The following is a 16428-nucleotide window of genomic DNA, read 5'->3' as shown; positions in this document are numbered from 1 at the left end:
GCCACCCGGAACGGAATTACGGCATACCGAAATCCATCCCGGAAGGGATTCACACCAAGTGAGTGGGCGCCACCGTAAGCGGCAGAAGGGCCGCACCGGATCGAGGTGATCCCGTGACAGCTCGGAGAACATTACACGACGGACCGCCGTGCATCAAACCGCTACTCGTCGCCGCCGGAGGCGAGTTCGCGGCTGCGGTCGCGGGCCGCTTCCAGTGCCGCGATGAGGGCGGCGCGGACCCCGTGCCGCTCCAGTTCGCGGATGGCGTTGATCGTGGTGCCCGCCGGGGAGGTGACCGCCTCGCGGAGCTTGACGGGGTGCTCGCCGCTGTCGCGGAGCATCACCGACGCGCCGATGGCGGCCTGGACGATGAGATCGTGCGCCTTGTCCCTGGGCAGCCCCAGCAGGATGCCCGCGTCCGTCATGGCCTCCACCAGGAAGTAGAAGTAGGCCGGACCCGAGCCGGAGAGGGCGGTGGCGGCGTCCTGCTGGGACTCCGGAACGCGCAGCGTCTTGCCCACCGGCTGGAAGATCTCCTCGGTGCGGGCCAGGTGCACCTCGGTGGCGTGCGTCCCCGCGGAGATCACGGACATGCCCTCGTCCACCAGCACCGGGGTGTTGGGCATGACGCGGACGACCGGGGTGCCCTCAGCGAGGCGCTCCTCGAAGAAGGCCGTCGGGACACCGGCCGCCGCGCTGATCACCAGCCGGTCGGCGGGGACGTGCGGTGCCAGCTCCTCCAGGAGCGCCGCCATGTCCTGGGGCTTCACGGCCAGGATGAGGGTGTCGGCGGTCTTGGCCGCCTCCGCGTTGGTGACGGCGGTGACGCCGTGGCGGGTCAGCAGTTCCCCGGCGCGCTCCGGACGGCGGGTGGTGACCAGGAGGTCGGACGGCGACCAGCCGGCGCGGATCATGCCCGACAGCAGGGCCTCGCCGATCTTGCCTGCTCCGAGGACGGCGATCTTCTGGGTCATGGACGGCTCACCTTGTCCCGGTCCGGTGCGTGCGGATGCTGCGCTGCAATCCTCGCACCCCGGGCTCCGGCGGCGCCGGACCGTCCGACTGGCGGGCACGGCCGCTCGGCGGTCCGTGACCGGATCCTGCAAACTTACTTCACCAACGTAAGTAAGTTCCCTATAGTCCCGTTCCGCAAGCCGGCCCCACTCCTCCTCTCCTCCTGGAGACCCCATGGGAAGAAAACGCACCCCCGCCCGGTCGGGCGGACGGTTGACCGCCCTCACCGTCGCAGGACTGATCGGGCTGGGGGGATTCCCGGTGGTCGCGTCCGCCGCCGGCCCCGATGCCGGCAAGGGCGGCCACCACAGGCCGGAGACGGTGTCGATCGCCGATCCGGACGCGACGCCGGAGACCCGCTCCCTCTTCGCCCACCTCCGCGACCGGCAGGGCGAGGGCATCCTCTTCGGGCACCAGCAGACCACCGAGTTCGGCGTCACGTTCGACGAGTCGACGCAGACGGACGGGATCCGGTCCGACGTGGAGGCGGGCGTGGGCGACCACCCGGCCGTCTTCGGCTGGGACACCGGCCACCACGGCCACGGCTCGACGCCGGGCGATCCCACACCCGAGGAGAACTTCCGTGCGACCGTCCGGCTGATCGAGGCGGCGGACCGCATCGGCGGCATCCACACGCTCAGCTCCCACATGGACAACTTCGTCACCGGCGGGGACTTCTACGACACCGATGGCAACGTTGTCGAGCGCATCCTTCCGGGCGGCGACCACCACGGCGAGTTCCGCGCCTACCTGGACCGGGTGGCCCGGCTCGCGCACGCCGTCGACGACGAGGACGGCGACCCGATCCCGATGATCTACCGGCCGTTCCACGAGAACAGCGGCTCGTGGTTCTGGTGGGGCGCGGCGCACGCATCGCCCGCGGAGTACGTCGAGCTGTTCCGGTACACGGTCGAGTACCTGCGCGACACCAGGAACGTCCACAACCTGCTGTACGCGTACTCGCCCGGCGGCGGGTTCGGCGGCAGCGACGACGTCTTCATGCGCACCTACCCGGGTGACGCCTACGTCGACGTCCTGGGCATCGACAGCTACGACGACAGCGGTGCCTCCCGGCAGTACCTGAACGGGATCGTGGCCGACCTCGGCATGGTCGCGAGGATCGCCGAGGAGCGCGGCAAGGTCTCGGCGTTCACCGAGTTCGGCATCAGCGGCGCGCTGAAGCCCAACGGGCGGAACCCCAACCGGTCCTGGTACACCGACGTCTTCGACGCCATCACCGCCGACCCCTGGGCGAGCCGCAGCGCCTACATGCTGACCTGGGTGAACTTCGGCACCGAGCAGTTCTTCCTGCCCTATCCGGCCACGGAGGCGGAGGAGGAGCACGAACTGCTGCCCGACTTCCGCGCCCTGCACGCGGACCCGGAGTCGGTGTTCAGCTCGGACCTGGACCTGCGCGACGTCTACGACCGCAGGGTGAGGACGCGGGACCACGAACCGTTCCTGCACGTCGTGACGCCCACCGACGGGGAGCGGATCACCACGCCCGAGGCCGTGGTCCGGGTGCGGATCTCCGACGCGCGGGTGAAGCGGGCGTACTACACCGCCGGCGACGACGGCACCAGGCGCCCGCTGCGGCTGGACCACCGCAGCGGCTACTGGACGGGCGTGTGGGAGATCGGCGAGGAGAACCTGACCAACACCGTCACCACGCTGAGGGTCCACGCCGACCTCGGGGGGCGGCGGGCGCCGCTGGAGACGGCCGGCCGGATCCTCCTCGGCGCGAAGCCGCCGCTGCCGCCCGGTGTGGTGGACGACTTCGAGGGGCACGCCGACGACACGGCGCTGCGGGCGGAGTACAGCCCGTACGGGACGAACACCATCTCGCTGTCGGCCGATCCGAAGGGCTCGGGCGAGAAGGCGCTGCGGTTCGACTACGACTTCTCCCACCAGACCTACACCGGCATCGGCAAGCGGATCGAGGGCGACTGGTCGGCGTACGACGCGTTCTCGCTGTGGCTGAAGCCGGACGGCTCCGGCCACAGGCTGGTGCTCCAGCTGGTGGCCGGCGGCGTGGCCTACGAGGCGTACCCGTCGATGGCGGGCACCGGGGCGCAGGTGGTGACCATCCCGTTCGCCGACTTCCGTCCGGCGCCGTGGGACACCGCCAACGCCGACCGCAGGATCACCGGTGAGGACCTGCGGAACCTGTCGCAGTTCAACGTCTTCGTCAACCGGGCCGAGGGGGGCGCCACGAGCAGCGGCAGCTTCCACGTCGACGACCTGCGCGCGCATGCCGGGTAGGGCGCGCGGGGTGCGGCTCCCGTGACCGCGGCGGGCCGTCGCCGGCGGAGGCCGGTGGCGGCCCGCCGCACCGTTCCCGGCCGGGTCGGGCGCGGGACGGGCGGGCAGGGGTGGGGGGCGGGCGGGCCGGTCAGGCGGTGCGGCGGCGCAGGGTGGCCGCTCCCAGGGCGAGGACGAGGGCGGCGCTGCCGGCGACGACCACGGCGTCGCGGACGAAGTCGCCGGTGACGTCGGGGTTGCGCAGGACCTCGTTCATGCCGTCCACCGCGTAGGACATGGGCAGCACGTCGGAGACGGCCTCCAGGACGGGCTGCATGCTGTCGCGCGGCGCGAACAGGCCGCACAGCAGCAGCTGGGGGAAGATCAGCGCCGGCATGAACTGGACGACCTGGAACTCGGTGGCGGCGAAGGCCGAGACGAACAGGCCCAGTGCCGTGCCCAGGACTGCGTCGAGCAGGGCGACCAGCAGCAGGAGCCAGGGGGAGCCGGCGAAGTCCAGGTCCAGGAACCACACCGCCACGCCGGTGGCCAGGGCCGCCTGGGCGACGGCCAGCACACCGAAGGCGAGGGCGTAGCCGAGGATCAGGTCGGCCTTGCCCAGCGGCATGGCCAGCAGGCGCTCCAGGGTGCCCGAGGTGCGCTCGCGCAGGGTGGCGATGGAGGTCACCAGGAACATCGTGATCAGCGGGAAGACGCCCAGCAGTGAGGCGCCGATGCCGTCGAAGGCCTGCCGGTCGGCGTCGAAGACGTAGTAGAGGAGCGTCAGCAGCAGGACCGGGACGAGCAGCAGGAGCGCGATCGTGCGGCGGTCGTGGCCGAGCTGGCGCAGGACGCGGCGGGCGGTGGCCAGGGTGCGCCGGGTGCTCATCGGGCTGCCTCCCCGGGCACCGCGCGGTTGCCCTGCTCTTCGCGGCGGGCGGTGTCGACCAGGTGGAGGAAGGCGTCCTCCACGGTGCCGGCGCCGGTGCGGTCGCGCAGGGCCTCGGGCGTGTCGTCGGCCAGCAGCCGTCCGGCGCGCATCAGCAGCAGGCGTTCGCAGCGGTCGGCCTCGTCCATGGCGTGGGACGAGACGAGCAGGGTGGTGCCGCGTTCGGCGACCAGGCGGTGGAAGAGGCTCCACAGGTCGCGGCGGAGGACCGGGTCCAGGCCGACGGTGGGCTCGTCGAGGACCAGCAGGTCGGGGGTGCCCAGCAGGGCGACGGCCAGGGAGACCCGGGAGCGCTGGCCTCCGGAGAGGTTTCCGGCGAGGGCGTCGGCGCGGGAGGTGAGGTCGACGTCGGCGAGGGCGCGCTCGACCTGCTCGCGGCGCTCGTCGCGGGTCAGGCCGAGAACGGACGCGAAGTAGTCCAGGTTCTGGCGGGCGGTGAGGTCGGAGTAGACGGACGGCGCCTGGGTGACGTAGCCGACGCGGGAGCGCAGGGGGGCCGTCCCGGCCGGGTGGCCGAGGACTTCGAGGGTGCCGGAGACCCTGGCCTGGGTCCCCACGACGGCGCGCATCAGCGTGGACTTGCCGCAGCCGCTGGGTCCCAGCAGCCCGGTGACGGTGGAGCGCGGGATCTGGAAGGAGAGGTCCCGCAGCACGGTGCGGCCGCCGCGTACGACGGTGAGGCCGTCGGCGCGGACGGCTGCGGCGGCTTGATAATTCATCATGTGTTGAATAATGCTCCCGCCGCGTCGGAAGCGTCAAGCGGGACGGGGCGCGGGGCAGGGCGCGGGAGTGGCGAGCGGGGCGGGGCGGACATGCGGGCGCCCCCGTTCCGGGGCGTCCGGAGCGGGGGCGCGGGGGTGCCGTGCGGGAGGGTGTGCCACCGGGCGGGCGGGGGGGGCGGGCCGGTCCGGCGCGCACGGGCCTCAGGAGACGCGCGTCAGGACGTGGTGGAGCATGCCGCCGCCGGCGCCCGCGTCCCGGAAACCCGCCTTGTGCAGGACGCGCCGGGACGCCGGGTTCCCCGGCTCCGTCTCCGCGCGCACCGCGGTGACGCCCGGCTGCTCCAGCGCCCAGGCGGCCAGGGCGCGCACCGCCTCGGTGGCGATGCCGCGGCCCCGGTGCGACTCCACCACCGCGTAGCCGATCTCCACCGAACCGCTGTCGTCCGGTGCCGTGTGGAAGACGACGTCCCCGACGATCCCGTCGCCGCGCAACGCGATCTGGTAGAGGCCGAAACCGGGCCGGTAGGCGTCGGCGAGGAGCATCCGGCTCACGCGCAGCAGGGCGCCGAGCGTCTCCCCGGAGGGGTAGCCCTCGGCCCACCGGTCCCCGGTGCCCGGGCGGCCGGCCAGGACGGAGCGGATGGCGGCCGGCGGCAGTTCGCGCAGGGCCAGCCGCGCGGTGGCCAGTGTGTTCGGGGTGCCGGAGGCGTCGGAGGCGTCGGAGGAGGTCACGGGCGGAAGTCCTCCCGGGGGCCGGGGCAGCGGCTCAGCCGCGCCGTCCGGGCCGGCGGCCGCCGCGGCGGGCCGCCGGGTTGCCCCGGCGGGCGGCGCGGTGCGCGCTGCGGCGCTCGTGGCGCTCGACGGCCCGGTCGTACGCGGCGCGGCGCTGCTTCTCCCCCGGGGCCTCGACCGCACTGCGCAGGGCGTACGCGAGCAGGACGCCGAGGAAGCCGATCACCTTGACGGAGCGCATCGACGCGTCGTCGGGGCCGCGGGCGTCGTCCGGGTCGCGGACGTAGTCGCCCAGGGTGCGGCTGAAGGCCATGGAGCTGCACACCGCGAAGGCCACCACGAGCAGGGTGCTCACGACGGTGCCGGTCTCGGCGATCGCCATGCCCTGGTACGCCAGCCGCAGCACGAGGGCGCCCGCCGCGGCCAGGAGGACCGCCCCGAGGCCGAGCGCGAACCGGCGCAGCAGGTAGCCGCCGGAGTGGTCCACCCAGGTGGTGCCGTAGAAGCGGATCGGCTCGGGCTCGGGACGCTCCCGCTGCTCGCTCATGGTGTCGATTATGCGGGTGCGCGGCCGGGACCGGGGTGGTGCGGGTCCGGCGGCCTCGCGACCGCCGGACCCGGCCCCGGTCTCAGCCGAGCCTGGTGACGTCCCGCACCGCGCCCTTGTCGGCGCTGGTGGCCATGGCGGCGTAGGCGCGCAGGGCGTTGGACACCTTGCGGTCGCGCGCCACCGGCGCGTACCGGCCGCCGAGCGCCTCGCGGCGGGCCGCGAGAGTGGCCTCGTCCACCTTCAGCTCGATGGTGCGGCCGGGGATGTCGACGGCGATCAGGTCGCCGTCCTCGACCAGGGCGATGGTGCCGCCCGAGGCCGCCTCCGGGGAGACGTGGCCGATGGACAGGCCCGAGGTGCCGCCGGAGAAGCGGCCGTCGGTGATCAGCGCGCACTTGGCGCCCAGGCCGCGGCCCTTGAGGAAGGAGGTCGGGTAGAGCATCTCCTGCATGCCCGGGCCGCCCTTGGGGCCCTCGTAGCGGATGACGACGACGTCGCCCTCCTTCACCTGCTTGCCGAGGATCTTCTCGACGGCCTCCTCCTGCGACTCGCAGACCACGGCCGGGCCAGTGAAGGTGAGGATCGACTCGTCGACGCCGGCGGTCTTCACCACGCAGCCGTCCGCGGCGAGGTTGCCGTGGAGGACGGCCAGGCCGCCGTCCTTCGAGTAGGCGTGCTCGACGTCGCGGATGCAGCCGTTCGCGGCGTCGGTGTCCAGGGACTCCCAGCGCTCGGACTGGGAGAAGGCGCTGGCGGAGCGGACGCAGCCGGGGGCGGCGTGGAAGAGCTCGACGGCCTCGGGGGAGGGGGATCCGCCGCGGATGTCCCAGGTCTTGAGCCACTCGGCCAGGGAGTCGCTGTGGACGGTGCGGACGTCCTCGTTGAGCAGGCCCGCCCGGTACAGCTCGCCCAGGATGGCGGGGATGCCGCCGGCCCGGTGGACGTCCTCCATGTAGTACGAGCCGTTGGGGGCCACCTTGGACAGGCACGGCACGCGGCGCGAGATGGCGTCGATGTCCGACAGCCCGAAGTCCAGCTCGGCCTCCTGGGCGGCGGCCAGCAGGTGGAGGATGGTGTTGGTGGAGCCGCCCATGGCGATGTCGAGGGCCATGGCGTTCTCGAAGGCGGCCCGGGAGCCGATGGAGCGCGGCAGGACGGTGGTGTCGTCCTGCTCGTAGTGGCGCCGGGTGATCTCCACGACCGTGCGGCCGGCGGCCTCGTACAGCGCCCGGCGGGCGGTGTGGGTGGCCAGGACCGAGCCGTTGCCGGGCAGGGACAGGCCGATGGCCTCGGTGAGGCAGTTCATCGAGTTGGCGGTGAACATGCCCGAGCAGGAGCCGCAGGTGGGGCAGGCGTTCTCCTCGATGAGGGCCATGTCCTCGTCGGAGACGGCGTCGTCGGCCGAGTCGGCGATGGCGCTGACCAGGTCGAGCTTGCGGACGGTGCCGTCGACGAGGGTGGCGCGGCCGGACTCCATCGGACCGCCGGAGACGAAGACGGTGGGGATGTTGAGCCGCATGGCGGCCATCAGCATGCCCGGGGTGATCTTGTCGCAGTTGGAGATGCAGATCAGGGCGTCGGCGCAGTGGGCCTCGACCATGTACTCCACGGAGTCGGCGATCAGGTCGCGGGAGGGCAGCGAGTAGAGCATGCCGCCGTGGCCCATGGCGATGCCGTCGTCCACGGCGATGGAGTTGAACTCGCGGGGGACGCCGCCGGCCTCCTTGATCGCCTCGCTCACGATCCGGCCGACCGGCTGGAGGTGGGTGTGGCCGGGGACGAACTCGGTGAAGCTGTTGGCCACGGCGACGATCGGCTTGCCGAAGTCCTCGCGCGCTACGCCTGCGGCCCTCAGCAGGGCACGGGCGCCCGCCATGTTGCGGCCGTGGGTGACGGTGCGGGACCTCAGCTGGGGCATGCTGCTCCACTCCTTCGTGAACCGTGGGTGCGGTCTGCGGACCGTAGCTTTCGAGCGTACGCCCCCGGTTCAAGATCTGGACGAAAAGTCCGGATTGTAAGACACCTCTTCCTGCTTCCCGCGCGGGTCCGAACGGCGCGCGCGCCCTCCGGGCACTCTGCCGAGGCGCGCTCCGCGCCCGGAGGGACCCGCCTCGCGCCCGCAGGGCGCCGGCCGGACGGCGCCGGAGGGGCCGGTCAGGAGGGGCCGGGGGAACCGGTCAGGTGGTGCTGGACGACCGGCGCGAGCCGGGCGACCAGTTCCTCGGGGTCGGCGGAGGCCAGCGGCTCGGCCCTCAGCACGTACCGCAGGAGCGCGGTGCCCACCAGCTGGGCCGCCGCGAGTTCGACGCGCAGCTCCCGGTCCGGCCCGTCCAGCTGCCGCGCGATCCCGGCCATCAGCCGGCGCGTCACCGAGCCGCGGAAGATCCGGGCCGCGGTCTCGTTGTTGACCGCCGAGCGGAGGACGGCCAGCAGGGGCGAGCGGGTGGCCGGGTCCTCCCACACGCCGAGGAAGAAGCGGACCAGCCGGACGCCGAGGGTGCCGGGGTCGCCGTCCCGGGCCAGGTCGCGCACCCCTTCCTCGGCGGGGGCGAAGGAGACCTCGACGGCCGCTTCGAAGACCTGCTCCTTGGTGCCGAAGTAGTGGTGGACCAGCGCCGGGTCCACCTCGGCGCCACGGGCGATGGCCCGGATGGACGCCTTGTCGTAGCCGCGCTCGGCGAACTCGGCGCGGGCGGAGGCCAGGATGCGGTCGCGCGCCGCCCCGCCGGCCGCCGCGCGGGCGGCGGTGGGGCGGCCGCGACGGCGCGGGGGGCGCGGTTCGTCACCCGCGCGCTGGTCCTGGGCCTGCGCGCCCGATTCCTGCGCGTCCCGGCTCCGCGGACCGGCGTCCGCGCCCGGTGCACCCGCGCCCGGCCCGTCCTCCGTCCGCCCCCTCACTGCCCGCCCGTCCGGTGCGCGGAGGCCAGGTGGCGGCGGGTGAAGGCCAGCGCCTCGGCGAGGTCGGCCTCACGCTCGGCCGAGGACATCGCGCGGCGGGTGTTGACCTCGACCACCACGTGCCCGCCGAAACCGTTCGCGGCCAACCGCTCCAGCACCTCGGCGCACGGCTGGCCGCCCCGCCCGGGCACCAGGTGCTCGTCCTTGGCGGAGCCGTTGCCGTCGGCGATGTGGACGTGGGCCAGCCGGTCGCCCATCCGGTCCACCATCGCGAGGGTGTCGTTGCGCGCGGTGGCGGTGTGGGAGAGGTCGAGGGTGAAGTGGCGGTAGTCGTCCTGGGTCGGGTCCCAGGCGGGGGCGTACGCGAGCACCTCGCGGTCGCGGTAGCGCCAGGGGTACATGTTCTCCACGGCGAAGCGGACGTCGGTCTCGTCCGCCATCCGCCACACGCCCCGCACGAAGTCCCGGGCGTAGGAGCGCTGCCAGCGGAACGGCGGGTGGACCACGACCGTGCTCGCGCCGAGCTTCTCCGCGGCCTCGCGGGCGCGCTGCAGCCTGGTCCAGGGGTCCTTGGACCACACGCGCTGGGTGATCAGCAGGCAGGGGGCGTGCACGGCCAGGATCGGGACGCCGTGGAAGTCCGAGAGCCTGCGCAGCGCCTCGATGTCCTGGCTGACCGGGTCGGTCCACACCATGACCTCCACGCCGTCGTAGCCGAGGCGTGCGGCGATCCCGAAGGCCGTCGCCGTGGTCTCCGGGTAGACGGAGGCCGTGGAGAGGGCGACCTTCGGCTCCGGGAGGGACAGCGCTGGATCGGCCACGGGGAACAGCCTACGGCGACCGGGGCGGTGGACCGGGGGTCGGGGGAGGACCCCCGCGGCCGGTTGTGGGGAAGCTCACGGCCTGCTCCGGCGCACGGTCCGCGGCAGGTCACGGTCGGTGGCGGCACGGGAGCGCCTCACGGCGCGGGAGCGGCGGCCAGGGTGTCCAGGCGGCGCAGGATGACCCCCTCGCGCAGCGCCCAGGGGCAGATCTCCAGCCGGCCCACGCTGAAGAGGTCCATGGCGCCCTCCGCCACCAGCGCCCCGGCCAGCAGCTGGCGGGCCCGCCCGGCGGAGACCCCGGGCAGGGCGGCGCGCTCGGCGGCGGGCATCGCGGCCAGCTTGGGCACCCACTCCTCCAGCACGGTGCGCCGCAGTTCGCGCTGCGTGTAGGGGCCCTCGGCGGAGCGGGGCGCGCCCGCCAGCCGGGCGAGCTGCTTGAAGGTCTTGGAGGTGGCGACCACGTGGTCGGGGGCGCTCAACCTGCTGAAGTCGCCCACGACCCGTGCGATCTCGTGCCGCACGTGGCGGCGCAGGGCCCGGACGTCGGCGGGATCGGGCGGATCGCCCGGCAGCCAGGCGCCGGTGAGGCGGCCGGCCCCCAGCGGGAGCGAGGCGGCGGCGTCGGGCTGCTCGTCCATGCCGTAGGCGATCTCCAGGGAGCCGCCGCCGATGTCGAGGAGCAGCAGCCGTCCGGCCGACCAGCCGAACCAGCGGCGGGCGGCGAGGAAGGTGAGCCGCGCCTCCTCCTCCCCGGAGAGCACCTGCAGCTCCACGCCCGTGGCCTCGGCCACCCGGGCCAGCACGTGGTCGGCGTTGGCGGCGTCGCGGACGGCGGAGGTGGCGAACGGCAGCAGGTCCTCCACCCCCTTGTCCTCGGCGATCTCGAGCGCCTCCCGGACGGTGGTCGCCAGACGCTCCACGCCGGCCGGGCTGATGGCACCGCCCTCGTCGAGGAGTTCGGCCAGGCGCAGCTCCGCCTTGTGGGAGTAGGCGGGCAGGGGACGGGCGCCGGGGTGCGCGTCCACCACCAGCAGGTGCACCGTGTTGGATCCCACGTCGAGGACACCGAGTCTCATGAGGTGCCACGCTACTGCGGCCGGGCCGTGACCTGGAGCGGGGTCCGGCGTGCATACCCTGGGGAACGTGTCGAAGACGAAACCGGTGAAGCCGGGCAAAGGCCTGAACACGGGCGGTGAACAGCGGCGCGCCGCGGGCGAGGAGGTCGACCTGGACCACGCGCGGCTCTGGGTCGAGTTCCCCGACCCCGCGGACGAGGAGCAGGTGTTCCGCTGCGACCTGACCTGGTTGACCTCCCGCTGGGGCTGTGTCTTCGGCCGGGGCTGCCAGGGGATCCACGAAGGGCGCGCGAGCGACGGCTGCTGCACGCTGGGCGCGCACTTCTCCGACGAGGACGACGAGAAGCGCGTCGCGGCGCATGCGGCGCGGCTCACACCCGAGACCTGGCAGTTCCACGCGGAGGGCACCTCCGGACGCGGCTGGGTCGAGGTGAACGAGGACGGCGAACGGCAGACGCGGGTGCACCAGGGCGCGTGCATCTTCCTCAACCGCCCCGGCTTCTCCGGCGGCATCGGCTGCGCGCTGCACACCATGGCGCTGGCCGAGGGGCGCGAGCCGCTGGAGACCAAGCCGGACGTGTGCTGGCAGCTGCCGATCCGGCGGACGTTCGAGTGGGTGGACCTGCCGGACGGCGAGCAGAGGCTGTACGTCTCGATCGGCGAGTACGACCGGCGCGGCTGGGGCCCGGGCGGGCACGACCTGCACTGGTGGTGCACGGGGGCCCTGTCGGCGCACGGAGCGGGCGAACCGGTGTACGTCTCGTACCGGCCGGAGCTGACGGAGCTGATGGGCCCGGCCGGGTACGAGCGGCTGGCCCGGCTGTGCGAGGAGCGGCTGGCGGCCGGACCGCTGCTGCCGGTTCCGCACCCGGCGGACGGGCCGCGGGGCCGGGGCCCCGCCACCGGGCGGGGCGGCGGCACGGAGGGCTGACCCGGCCGCGGGAGCGGTCATCCGGGGTGGGCGGACGGTTCCGGCGGGGCGGGCTCCGTCGGTTCCGTCGGCTCCGGGGACCCGGACGGCTCCCCGGCGGCGGGTGGTCCGGACGGTTCCGGTGCCCGTGTCTCCGGCGGCTGCGGCCGGGCGGGGGCGTGGGCGCCGTGCCCGTGGAGGGTGATCACGGCTCTCGCCGGGGTGATGGCGATGCGTGCCGTCCAGGGGCCCGCCGGCTCCCGTGAGCGGTCCACGGCGACGGTGATCGTGGCCGACTCGCCGGGCCGCAGCGTCCCGTGCGCCCGGCTCAGCCGCAGCCAGGGGGCGTCCGCCGAGGCCGACCAGTCGACCGGGCCCCCGCCGGAGGCAGAGAGCGTGACGAGCGTGACGTCCCCGGCCGGAGCGGCCTCGACCGTCAGCCGGCCCGGCCCCGTGCGGGCGCCGGCGCCGGCCCCGTCCGCCCGGGCCGTCCGGCCCGGGCCGGACGACGAGACCTCCGGGGCGGCCGGGCCGCCCGCGCCCCCCACGTCGACGCGGATGCTCGTCCCGTCGCGCAACGCGCCGGGGCCGCCGCCGGCCCGGCCGCCTTCCCCGCGGGTCCTGCCGCGGGACACGTCCGGGTCCCTGCGCTCGGACGCCGAGACCGTGGTGCCGCCCGGGTCGCCGTCCGCCGGCGGGAGCCCGCGGTAGGCCGCCCACAGCGCCAGCACCGGGGCGGCCACGACGGTGGCGACGACCGTGGTCGTCACCGCGCGGCTGCGCAGCCGGTCGAAGCGCTCGGCCCGGTTCCGGTCGGCGACGGGGAATCCGCGCCGGTCGAAGCGGGGCGTGTGCGGGGAGCGCGCGCGCTGCGCGGCGGCCATCGCCGCCCGCACCTCGGAGTGCGGCGCGGCCAGCACGGTGAGGGCCCCGGCGTCCGCGGGGGCGGTGCCCGGCCACGGTCCTCCCGCCAGGACCCGTTCGGCGGTGCGGCGGCACTCGGGGCACTCGTCCACGTGCCGCACCAGCTCCCGGCGGAGCGCGCCGCCCAGCAGCGCCCGGCGGTCCTCGGCGAGCCGGGCGACGGCCGCGCAGCCGCCCCGGTCGACGACGGCGAGCGCGGTGCGGGTGCGCTCCACCTCGCAGGCGCCGCTGGAGAGCAGCAGCTCGGTTCCGTCGTGGTCGGTGCCGAGCACGGCGGCGACCTCGTGGACCGGCAGGTGGTGGCGGACTGCCAGCTCCAGCGCCTCGCGCTGCTCGGGAGTGGTGCCCGCGGCCTCGGGCCAGGCGAGCGCGGCCAGCTCGCGGCGGCGCTCGGTGGCGAGCGGCCCGGGGACCTCCGCGGGCTCGGGGCGGCCCCGGCCGTCCGCCAGGCGGCGCAGGCAGGACCAGCGGGCCAGCGCGTACAACCAGGCCCGGTGCAGCGCCGTGTCGCCGGGCGTGCGGCCGCGGCGCCGCTGCCGTTCGGCCACGGCCAGGGCCTCCGCGAGGACGCCGACCGCCGCGTCGTGCTCGCACATGACGGAGAGGCAGTAGGTGTAGAGCCCGTCCAGATGGTCCTGGTACGGGTCGAAGTACACCGGCGGCCGCGCCGCGGCGCGGTGCGTGCCACGGTGCGCCCGGTGTACGCCGGTGGTATGCGTGGGGTGCTCGCGCCGAGTGCTCATCACCCAGCCGACCGTAGGCGGAAGGTCCGGCGCCGCCGGTGATGCCCGGGCGGGTTTAACCCGTACGGGTGACCATCTGCGATAAAACGCACAAACGCACAGTGGCGGGTGTGCGAGGGTCGTCCCGGGGCGCCCGGGGCGAGGGCCGCACCGGCCGGGGACGCCTCCCGACCCGTCCCCTCCCCGGGCAGCGCCCGCGCTGTCGGCGGCTCCGGTTACCGTGAGGCCCATGGCTGCCCGCAAGTCCTCCGCGAAGGACCGCCCCTCCTACCGCTGCACCGAGTGCGGCTACACCACGGTCAAGTGGCTCGGCCGCTGCCCGGAGTGCCACGCCTGGGGCACCGTCGAGGAGGTGGGCGGCGCGCCGGCCGTCCGCACCACCGCGCCGGGCCGGGTCTCGTCCCCCGCCCTGCCCATCGGGCAGGTGGACGGGCAGGTGGCCACCGCGCGCGGCACGGGCGTGCCCGAGCTGGACAGGGTGCTGGGCGGCGGCCTGGTGCCCGGTGCCGTGGTGCTGCTGGCCGGCGAGCCGGGTGTGGGCAAGTCGACGCTCCTGCTGGACGTGGCGGCCAAGGCGGCCGACGCCGACCACCGCACGCTCTACGTCACCGGCGAGGAGTCCGCAGGTCAGGTCCGGCTGCGGGCGGACCGCATCGGGGCGATCAACGACCACCTGTACCTGGCCGCCGAGACGGACCTGTCCGCCGTCCTGGGCCACCTGGACGAGGTGAAGCCCTCGCTGCTCGTCCTGGACTCGGTGCAGACGGTGGCCTCCCCCGAGATCGACGGCGCCCCCGGCGGCATGGCGCAGGTGCGGGAGGTGGCCGGGGCGCTCATCCGGGCCTCCAAGGAGCGGGGGATGTCCACGCTGCTGGTGGGCCACGTCACCAAGGACGGCGCCATCGCGGGGCCCCGCCTGCTGGAGCACCTGGTGGACGTGGTGCTGCAGTTCGAGGGCGACCGGCACGCCCGGCTGCGGCTGGTGCGCGGCGTGAAGAACCGCTACGGCGCGACGGACGAGGTCGGCTGCTTCGAACTGCACGACGAGGGCATCACCGGTCTGGCCGACCCGTCGGGGCTGTTCCTCACCCGCCGGGACGAACCGGTGCCCGGCACCTGTCTGACCGTCACCCTGGAGGGCCGCCGCCCGCTGGTGGCCGAGGTGCAGTCGCTGACGGTGGACTCCCAGATCCCCTCCCCGCGGCGCACGACGTCCGGCCTGGAGACGTCACGGGTGTCGATGATGCTGGCCGTGCTGGAGCAGCGGGGCCGGATCAACGCCCTGGGCAAGCGGGACGTCTACACCGCCACCGTCGGCGGGGTGCGGCTGTCGGAGCCGGCCGCGGACCTGGCCATGGCGCTCGCGCTGGCCAGCGCCGCCAGCGACACCCCGCTGCCGAAGAATCTGGTGGCCATCGGCGAGGTCGGTCTGGCGGGTGAGGTCCGGCGGGTGACGGGGGTGCAGCGGCGGCTCGCGGAGGCGGCGCGACTGGGCTTCACCCACGCGCTGGTGCCCACCGATCCGGGGAGGATCCCGGAGGGGATGCGGGTGCTGGAGGTCGCCGACATCGGGGAGGCGCTGCGGGTGCTGCCCGCCCGGCCCGCCCGCAGCGCGCGGAGCACGCCACACGAGGGCTAGTGCCGCCGGTAGACTTTGCCCAGGTCTCGCCCGTACGTACGCATGACCCGAAGGAGTGCCGTGGCAGCCAACGACCGGGCAGCAGCCGGCGCCGACGGCCTGTTGCGCGCCTCACTGAGCGCGGTCGCACCGGGCACCGCCCTGCGCGACGGCCTGGAGCGCGTCCTGCGGGGGAACACCGGCGGACTCATCGTCCTGGGCATGGACAAGACCGTCGAGGCGCTGTGCTCCGGTGGGTTCGTGCTGGACGTGGAGTTCAGCGCGACGCGGCTGCGCGAGCTGTGCAAGCTGGACGGCGCGCTGATCCTCGACAAGGACATCACCAAGATCGTGCGGGCGGGCGTGCAGCTCGTGCCGGACGCCTCGATCCCGACGGAGGAGACGGGCACCCGGCACCGCACGGCGCAGCGGGTGTCGATCCAGACCGGCTTCCCGGTGGTCTCGGTGAGCCAGTCGATGCGGCTGATCGCCCTGTACGTCGACGGGCAGCGGCGGGTGCTGGAGGACTCGGCCGCGATCCTGTCCCGGGCCAACCAGGCGCTGGCCACGCTGGAGCGGTACAAGCTGCGCCTGGACGAGGTGGCCGGCACGCTCTCCGCGCTGGAGATCGAGGACCTGGTGACCGTCCGCGACGTCTCCGCCGTCTCGCAGCGGCTGGAGATGGTGCGCCGGATCGCCACGGAGATCGCCGAGTACGTGGTGGAGTTGGGCACGGACGGGCGCCTGCTCTCCCTCCAGCTCGACGAGTTGATCGCGGGCGTGGAACCCGAGCGCGAGCTGGTCGCGCGCGACTACGTGCCCGAGCCGACGGCCAAGCGGTCCCGCACGGTCGCCGAGGCGCTGGCCGAGCTGGACAGGCTCACCCACACCGAGCTCCTCGAACTGCCCACCGTCGCCCGCGCCCTGGGGTACAGCGGGTCGCCCGAGACGCTGGACTCGGCGGTCTCGCCGCGCGGTTACCGCCTGCTGGCGAAGGTGCCGAGGCTGCCGAACGCCGTGATCGAGCGGCTCGTCGAGCACTTCGGCGGGCTGCAGAAGCTGCTGGCCGCGAGCGTGGACGACCTCCAGACCGTCGACGGTGTGGGCGAGGCGCGGGCCCGGTCGGTCCGCGAGGGCCTCTCGCGGCTGGCGGAGTCGTCGATCCTGGAACGGTACGTCTGACGGGTCGTCCGGCCCGCCCCGGCCGGGCGTCGTACGGCCGGGCGG

At 74.3% G+C, this 16428-nt stretch carries 14 protein-coding genes; 4 read left to right on the top strand and 10 right to left on the bottom strand.

The window, feature by feature from the left end:
* Window positions 1-161: 161 nt before the first annotated feature.
* Window positions 162-974, bottom strand: coding sequence for a pyrroline-5-carboxylate reductase (gene proC, locus ACFSJS_RS06175; protein WP_380897570.1), 813 nt, complete (start codon window positions 972-974; stop codon window positions 162-164).
* Between the two features lie 214 nt (window positions 975-1188).
* Here proC and ACFSJS_RS06170 point away from each other — a divergent pair, with 214 nt between their 5' ends.
* Window positions 1189-3276: a glycosyl hydrolase gene (locus ACFSJS_RS06170; protein ID WP_380897568.1), complete on the top strand. Its 2088-nt coding sequence runs from the start codon at window positions 1189-1191 to the stop codon at window positions 3274-3276.
* A 130-nt stretch (window positions 3277-3406) separates the two neighbouring features.
* On the opposite strand, the gene ACFSJS_RS06165 is transcribed toward ACFSJS_RS06170, so the two are convergent.
* The 8 genes from ACFSJS_RS06165 to ACFSJS_RS06130 form a co-directional block, all read right to left on the bottom strand.
* Window positions 3407-4144, bottom strand: coding sequence for an ABC transporter permease (locus ACFSJS_RS06165; protein ID WP_380897566.1), 738 nt, complete (start codon window positions 4142-4144; stop codon window positions 3407-3409).
* The gene (locus ACFSJS_RS06160; protein ID WP_380897564.1) at window positions 4141-4926 is read right to left on the bottom strand and encodes an ABC transporter ATP-binding protein; all 786 of its coding nucleotides are present in this window, start codon (window positions 4924-4926) and stop codon (window positions 4141-4143) included. Before ACFSJS_RS06160 ends, ACFSJS_RS06165 begins: the two co-directional genes overlap by 4 nt.
* A gap of 201 nt (window positions 4927-5127) precedes the next feature.
* Complete coding sequence (locus ACFSJS_RS06155; RefSeq protein WP_380897562.1) at window positions 5128-5658, bottom strand: GNAT family N-acetyltransferase; 531 nt, start codon at window positions 5656-5658, stop codon at window positions 5128-5130.
* Between the two features lie 34 nt (window positions 5659-5692).
* Complete coding sequence (locus ACFSJS_RS06150; protein WP_380897560.1) at window positions 5693-6205, bottom strand: hypothetical protein; 513 nt, start codon at window positions 6203-6205, stop codon at window positions 5693-5695.
* An 82-nt stretch (window positions 6206-6287) separates the two neighbouring features.
* Window positions 6288-8126 carry a dihydroxy-acid dehydratase gene (gene ilvD, locus ACFSJS_RS06145; protein ID WP_380897559.1) on the bottom strand — a complete coding sequence of 613 codons (1839 nt, stop codon included), beginning with the start codon at window positions 8124-8126 and terminating at the stop codon, window positions 6288-6290.
* A gap of 236 nt (window positions 8127-8362) precedes the next feature.
* Complete coding sequence (locus tag ACFSJS_RS06140; RefSeq protein WP_380897557.1) at window positions 8363-9106, bottom strand: TetR/AcrR family transcriptional regulator; 744 nt, start codon at window positions 9104-9106, stop codon at window positions 8363-8365.
* Window positions 9103-9927: a sugar phosphate isomerase/epimerase family protein gene (locus ACFSJS_RS06135; protein ID WP_380897555.1), complete on the bottom strand. Its 825-nt coding sequence runs from the start codon at window positions 9925-9927 to the stop codon at window positions 9103-9105. Before ACFSJS_RS06135 ends, ACFSJS_RS06140 begins: the two co-directional genes overlap by 4 nt.
* A gap of 137 nt (window positions 9928-10064) precedes the next feature.
* Window positions 10065-11006 (bottom strand): Ppx/GppA family phosphatase, encoded by a 942-nt coding sequence (locus ACFSJS_RS06130; RefSeq protein ID WP_380897553.1) that lies wholly within the window; start codon window positions 11004-11006, stop codon window positions 10065-10067.
* Window positions 11007-11073: 67 nt separating this feature from the next.
* On the opposite strand from ACFSJS_RS06130, the gene ACFSJS_RS06125 reads away from it, so the two are divergent.
* Window positions 11074-11937, top strand: a complete 864-nt coding sequence (locus tag ACFSJS_RS06125; protein ID WP_380897551.1) for a DUF3109 family protein — start codon at window positions 11074-11076, stop codon at window positions 11935-11937.
* Between the two features lie 17 nt (window positions 11938-11954).
* Here the strand turns inward: ACFSJS_RS06125 and ACFSJS_RS06120 are convergent, their stop codons facing one another.
* Entirely contained in the window at window positions 11955-13583 is a 1629-nt protein-coding gene (locus tag ACFSJS_RS06120; RefSeq protein ID WP_380897549.1) for a BACON domain-containing protein, read from the bottom strand.
* A gap of 229 nt (window positions 13584-13812) precedes the next feature.
* Between ACFSJS_RS06120 and radA the strand changes: the two genes are divergently transcribed.
* Together radA and disA are read left to right on the top strand one after the other, a co-directional pair.
* Window positions 13813-15222, top strand: a complete 1410-nt coding sequence (radA, locus tag ACFSJS_RS06115) for a DNA repair protein RadA (RefSeq protein WP_380897546.1) — start codon at window positions 13813-13815, stop codon at window positions 15220-15222.
* 60 nt (window positions 15223-15282) lie between these two features.
* The gene (gene disA / locus ACFSJS_RS06110) at window positions 15283-16383 is read left to right on the top strand and encodes a DNA integrity scanning diadenylate cyclase DisA (RefSeq protein ID WP_380897544.1); all 1101 of its coding nucleotides are present in this window, start codon (window positions 15283-15285) and stop codon (window positions 16381-16383) included.
* Window positions 16384-16428: the final 45 nt, after the last annotated feature.

The organism is Streptomyces desertarenae, from assembly GCF_042681365.1.
Lineage (GTDB): Bacteria > Actinomycetota > Actinomycetes > Streptomycetales > Streptomycetaceae > Streptomyces > Streptomyces desertarenae.
Note: the sequence above shows the minus strand (reverse complement) of the source record. Positions and strands in the feature narration are given on the sequence as shown.